This window comes from Pseudomonas sp., assembly GCF_037994325.1.
Taxonomy (GTDB): Bacteria; Pseudomonadota; Gammaproteobacteria; order Pseudomonadales; family Pseudomonadaceae; genus Aquipseudomonas.
Genome location: NZ_JBBNAH010000500.1, coordinates 1 through 4,769 on the forward strand (window position 1 = coordinate 1; position 4,769 = coordinate 4,769).

The following is a 4,769-nucleotide window of genomic DNA, read 5'->3' on the forward strand; positions in this document are numbered from 1 at the left end:
TGCCGCTGGCGACTATCGCCTCAGCGTAAAAACGTCCGAGCTGAGCCAACGCTGAACCGCTGTTGAACAGACCGGCATTGAAGAAATAGGGGCTGGTACGCCCGGACTTGAGGGTGAACTCACCAAAGCGCAGCACGCCGCGCTCGATGGCAAAACGAATAAAGTCGCGCTGGTACGCCTGCATAAAAGCCCCAAAAGACACGGATTTAGCTGTGGGTTTAGCTAATAAGGATGAGCTCGGGTATCATACACGCACGTGTTTTTGGGGGCCATTTATGCGGATCATCAGTGTGAACGTGAATGGTATTCAGGCTGCAGTCGAGCGAGGTTTGCTCAGTTGGCTGCAAGCGCAGAATGCCGACGTCATCTGCCTGCAAGACACCCGTGCCTCCGCCTTTGAACTGGACGACCCAGCCCTCCAATTGGATGGCTATTTCCTCTATGCCAGCGACGCAGAAGTTCCAGACCAAGGTGGTGTGGCGCTGTACTCGCGATTGCAACCCAAGGCGGTGATCAGTGGGCTCGGTTTCGAGACAGCTGATCGCTACGGGCGCTATCTGCAGGCCGATTTCGACAAAGTAAGCATCGCCACGCTTCTGCTGCCAACGGGGCAGAACGGCGACGAAAACTTGAATCAGAAATTCAAGTTTATGGACGACTTCGCCCAGTATCTGGATAAGCAACGTCGTAAGCGCCGCGAGTACATCTATTGCGGCTCACTGTACGTGGCGCACCAGAAGCTGGACGTAAAAAACTGGCGTGACTGCCAGCAGGAGCCGGGCTTTCTGGCGCCCGAACGGGCGTGGATGGACGAGATCGTCGGCACCATGGGCTATGTCGACGCCCTGCGCGAAGTGAACCGCGAAGGCGATCAGTTCAGTTGGTGGCCCAATAGCGAACAAGCCGAACTGCTTAACCTGGGCTATCGCTACGACTATCAGTTGTTGACCACGGGCCTGCGCCGCTTTGTGCGTGGTGCGCGCTTGCCGCGTCAGCCGCGCTTCTCGCAGCATGCTGCGCTGATCGTGGACTACGACTGGACGCTCAGCGTATAGGGTGTGCGTACCCTACCAACAGACGAAAAAAAGCCGGCTTTCACGCCGGCTTTTTTACATCTGCAAAAAGCTTACTTCACCAAGCGCAAGCAAAACGGATAACGATAGGCCTTGCCCTCATTGGCCTTGATGCCGGCAATGATGGTTAACACCAGAGCCGCAACGCCAACGATCCAGATCAAAAACACGCCGATCACCACGAACATCAGCAGGAAGCACACCAGCATGGCCAGGGCGACGGTGATCTGGAAGTTCAGCGCCTCCTTGCCCTGGTCGTCGACAAAAGGATCGGTTTCCTTCTTCAACTGCCAAACAATCAGCGGCCCGAGCAGATTCCCGAAGGGAAACACCATGCCCAAAAATGCCGCAAAGTGACAAAACATTGCCCATTGCCGCGCGTCTTTACTCGGCGTCAAAACGGGTTCCAGTTCTTCGGTCATGCTGTTCCTCCTTGGACTGCGGGTTGTGGTTGACCTGACTTAGTCGGCCAGAGCAACACGTTGAATTTCGAACAGATCAGTCATGCCTTTTTGCGCCAGGGCAAGCATGGCGGTCAAATCTTCCGGCTGGAATGGTGCGCCTTCGGCAGTGCCTTGTACTTCAATGAAACCGCCTTGGCTGGTCATCACCACATTGAGATCCGTCTCGGCGGCAGAGTCTTCCAGGTAGTCGAGGTCAAGCACCGGTTCGCCCTGGTACATACCCACCGATACCGCAGCGATCATCTGCTTCAGCGGGTCGCCGCCTTTCAGACCGCCACGCTTTTTGATTACTTTCAGCGCGTCGATCACCGCCACCATGGCGCCGGTAATGGATGCGGTACGGGTACCACCGTCGGCCTGGATGACATCGCAGTCGACGTACAAGGTCACTTCGCCCAGCTTGGACATATCCAACGCGGCGCGCAGTGAGCGACCAATCAAACGTTGAATTTCCAGGGTGCGGCCGCCTTGTTTGCCGCGACTGGCTTCACGCTGGTTACGGTCGCCGGTAGCGCGCGGCAGCATGCCGTATTCGGCGGTCAACCAACCTTGACCCTGCCCCTTTAGGAAACGCGGTACGCCATTTTCCACACTGACCGTGCAGATCACTTTGGTGTCACCAAACTCCACCAGTACAGAACCCTCGGCATGCTTGGTGTAGTTGCGGGTGATGCGGATCGAGCGCAGCTGGTCAGCGGCACGGCCACTCGGACGTTTCATCAGGAATACCTATTCGGGACGGGAAATCTGCTCGGCATTATAGGGGCCTGGCGCGCCACTCACACGCCAAATTGGGAGGTAAGGGCGCACTGCGCTACAATCCTGCGCCTTTATAGTCCGTGCGAAATCGCCACTTAACGGCGGCGTTTTTCCTCGGCCTGCTGATATCGTCCTATTTGCGAGGTCCTCCCATGGTGCACAGCATGACCGCCTTCGCCCGCGTCGAGCGGGCCACTGCCAACGGCACGCTGAGTTGGGAACTGCGCTCGGTTAACCACCGCTACCTGGAGCCGCACCTGCGCCTACCGGAGTCGTTCCGCGACCTCGAAGGCGGCGTACGTGATGCGCTGCGCCAGGGCCTGTCGCGCGGCAAGGTGGAATGCACGCTGCGCTATACCGAAGAAACTGCCGGTAAGCCGCTGCAAGTTGATCGAGACCGCGCCGCACAGTTAGTTGCCGCCGCTGAAAGCGTGGCCGCCCTGATCAGCTCGCCGGCGCCGCTGAATCCTTTAGAAGTTCTGGCCTGGCCGGGCGTGCTAGTCGCCGATGCTGCTGACCCACAAGCCCTTAATAGCGCCGCCCTGGCACTGTTTAACGATGCGCTCAATGAGCTCAAAGCTGGACGCGGCCGCGAAGGCGCCGAGCTGGCCAAATTGCTCAACGACCGCCTGGACAACATTGGCGAAGAAGTCGCCAACCTGCGCGAGCTGGTGCCGCATATGCTTGGCGCCCAACGCCAGCGGCTGCTCGACCGTACCGCTGAGATGCAGGTGGAGCTTGATCCGCAGCGCTTGGAGCAGGAGTTGGTAATCCTCGCGCAAAAAAGCGATGTTGCCGAAGAGCTTGATCGCTTAGTTACTCACGTCAGCGAAGTGCGCCGCGTATTAAAAGCCGGTGGTGCTGCCGGGCGGCGCCTGGACTTCCTTATGCAGGAACTCAACCGCGAAGCCAACACCCTGGGCTCCAAAGCCTTCGACACGCGCAGCACGCAGGCAGCAGTTAACCTCAAGGTGCTGATCGAACAAATGCGCGAACAAGTACAGAACATCGAGTAAGGCGGACCCTCTCATGCACGCCAGCAAAGGCACTCTCTACATTATTTCCGCGCCCTCGGGCGCCGGTAAAACCAGTCTGGTCAATGCGTTGATCGAGGCTGAACCGCATATTCGCGTCTCGGTTTCGCACACCACCCGCGCCATGCGCCCAGGTGAAACGGATGGGGTGAACTACCACTTCGTCAGCCGCGAAAACTTCCTACAGATGCTTGAGCACAACGACTTTCTCGAGCACGCCGAAGTGTTCGGCAATTTGTACGGCACCTCGCAGCGCTGGCTAGAGAAGACCCTCGCCGAAGGCTTTGATCTGATTCTGGAAATCGACTGGCAAGGTGCGCAACAAGTACGTCGCCTGCTGCCGGAGGCGCGCTCAATCTTTATTTTGCCGCCAAGCCAACAAGCACTGCGCCAGCGCCTGAACAACCGTGGCCAGGATAGTGACGAGATTATCGAAACACGTATGCGCGAAGCCGTCAGCGAAATGAGCCACTACGTCGAATACGATCACCTGGTGATCAACGACGACTTCGCGGCGGCCCTGGCGGACTTGAAAGCTATTTTCCGCGCCAATAACCTGCGTCAAGATGTGCAGCAGCAGCGCCACAGCACCTTGCTGACGGAACTGCTCGCTTAAGGCCGAAAACCAGCCGTCAGGCGCTGCGGGAAAATCTTCGCTTCCCTAACAGCTGGTTATTTTTTAGACTGCACAGTTCGTTCGCCCAACCGGGCTAAAGATTTCCGCTCTTACCTTATTTGTCGCTACGAGGAATACCATGGCCCGCGTTACCGTTGAAGACTGCCTGGACAACGTTGATAACCGCTTCGAGCTGGTCATGCTCGCTACCAAGCGCTCCCGCCAACTCGCTACCGGCGGCAAAGAGCCGAAAGTAGCTTGGGAAAACGACAAGCCTACCGTCGTTGCCCTGCGTGAAATTGCTGCTGGCCTGATTAACTACGACGTTATCGCCGAAGAAGAAATCGTCGACGAAGAGCCGCTCTTTGCCACATTCGAGGAAGAGGCCAACGAGGCCCTCTAAGCCTATGCCCGGTCGAAGTCCTAAGGCACGCGAAAACGCTTGGCAGGGGGTCAACCCATGCCGAGCATAGACGCCCTCGCCGAAAGGCTTTCGACCTACCTGGGCGGCGAACAGGTCAACCTGGTTCGCCGCGCCTACTTCTACGCAGAGCAAGCCCACGACGGCCAACGTCGACGCAGCGGTGAAGCCTACGTAACCCACCCGCTTGCGGTGGCCAATATTCTCGCCGACATGCACATGGACCATCAGAGCCTGATGGCGGCGATGCTGCATGACGTTATTGAAGACACCGGCATCGCCAAAGAAGCGCTTACCGCGCAATTTGGCGAAACCGTCGCCGAACTGGTGGACGGGGTCAGCAAGCTGACCCAGATGAACTTCGAAACCAAAGCCGAAGCCCAAGCAGAAAACTTCCAGAAA

7 protein-coding genes and 1 pseudogene are annotated in these 4,769 nt (G+C 57.7%); 5 read left to right on the plus strand and 3 right to left on the minus strand.

From position 1 onward, the window contains the following. A pseudogene (pyrE, locus tag AAAB16_RS16935) lies at positions 1-184 on the minus strand (orotate phosphoribosyltransferase); the annotation flags it as partial. A 91-nt stretch (positions 185-275) separates the two neighbouring features. Here pyrE and AAAB16_RS16940 point away from each other — a divergent pair. Next, the gene (locus tag AAAB16_RS16940) at positions 276-1,055 is read left to right on the plus strand and encodes an exodeoxyribonuclease III (protein ID WP_110615392.1); all 780 of its coding nucleotides are present in this window, start codon (positions 276-278) and stop codon (positions 1,053-1,055) included. 71 nt (positions 1,056-1,126) lie between these two features. Here the strand turns inward: AAAB16_RS16940 and AAAB16_RS16945 are convergent, their stop codons facing one another. Further along, positions 1,127-1,495 (minus strand): DUF4870 domain-containing protein, encoded by a 369-nt coding sequence (locus AAAB16_RS16945; RefSeq protein WP_340664374.1) that lies wholly within the window; start codon positions 1,493-1,495, stop codon positions 1,127-1,129. Positions 1,496-1,534: 39 nt separating this feature from the next. Next, positions 1,535-2,257 (minus strand): ribonuclease PH, encoded by a 723-nt coding sequence (rph, locus tag AAAB16_RS16950; RefSeq protein ID WP_340664375.1) that lies wholly within the window; start codon positions 2,255-2,257, stop codon positions 1,535-1,537. A gap of 191 nt (positions 2,258-2,448) precedes the next feature. Between rph and AAAB16_RS16955 the strand changes: the two genes are divergently transcribed. From AAAB16_RS16955 to AAAB16_RS16970, 4 genes are all read left to right on the plus strand, one after another. After that, positions 2,449-3,312 (plus strand): YicC/YloC family endoribonuclease, encoded by an 864-nt coding sequence (locus AAAB16_RS16955; protein ID WP_340664376.1) that lies wholly within the window; start codon positions 2,449-2,451, stop codon positions 3,310-3,312. Between the two features lie 13 nt (positions 3,313-3,325). Further along, positions 3,326-3,946 carry a guanylate kinase gene (gmk, locus tag AAAB16_RS16960; protein WP_340664377.1) on the plus strand — a complete coding sequence of 207 codons (621 nt, stop codon included), beginning with the start codon at positions 3,326-3,328 and terminating at the stop codon, positions 3,944-3,946. 139 nt (positions 3,947-4,085) lie between these two features. After that, the gene (rpoZ, locus tag AAAB16_RS16965; RefSeq protein ID WP_110615397.1) at positions 4,086-4,349 is read left to right on the plus strand and encodes a DNA-directed RNA polymerase subunit omega; all 264 of its coding nucleotides are present in this window, start codon (positions 4,086-4,088) and stop codon (positions 4,347-4,349) included. Positions 4,350-4,406: 57 nt separating this feature from the next. Beyond that, the coding region (locus AAAB16_RS16970; RefSeq protein ID WP_340664378.1) for an HD domain-containing protein at positions 4,407-4,769 on the plus strand (363 nt) is incomplete at its 3' end.

Bases quoted from the DNA above. Each gene is read 5' to 3' on its own strand.
- gmk (WP_340664377.1), top strand. From the start codon at position 3,326: ATGCACGCCAGCAAAGGCACTCTCTACATTATTTCCGCGCCCTCGGGC.
- AAAB16_RS16940 (WP_110615392.1), top strand. From the start codon at position 276: ATGCGGATCATCAGTGTGAACGTGAATGGTATTCAGGCTGCAGTCGAG.
- AAAB16_RS16945 (WP_340664374.1), bottom strand. From the start codon at position 1,495: ATGACCGAAGAACTGGAACCCGTTTTGACGCCGAGTAAAGACGCGCGG.
- rph (WP_340664375.1), bottom strand. From the start codon at position 2,257: ATGAAACGTCCGAGTGGCCGTGCCGCTGACCAGCTGCGCTCGATCCGC.
- rpoZ (WP_110615397.1), top strand. From the start codon at position 4,086: ATGGCCCGCGTTACCGTTGAAGACTGCCTGGACAACGTTGATAACCGC.
- AAAB16_RS16955 (WP_340664376.1), top strand. From the start codon at position 2,449: ATGGTGCACAGCATGACCGCCTTCGCCCGCGTCGAGCGGGCCACTGCC.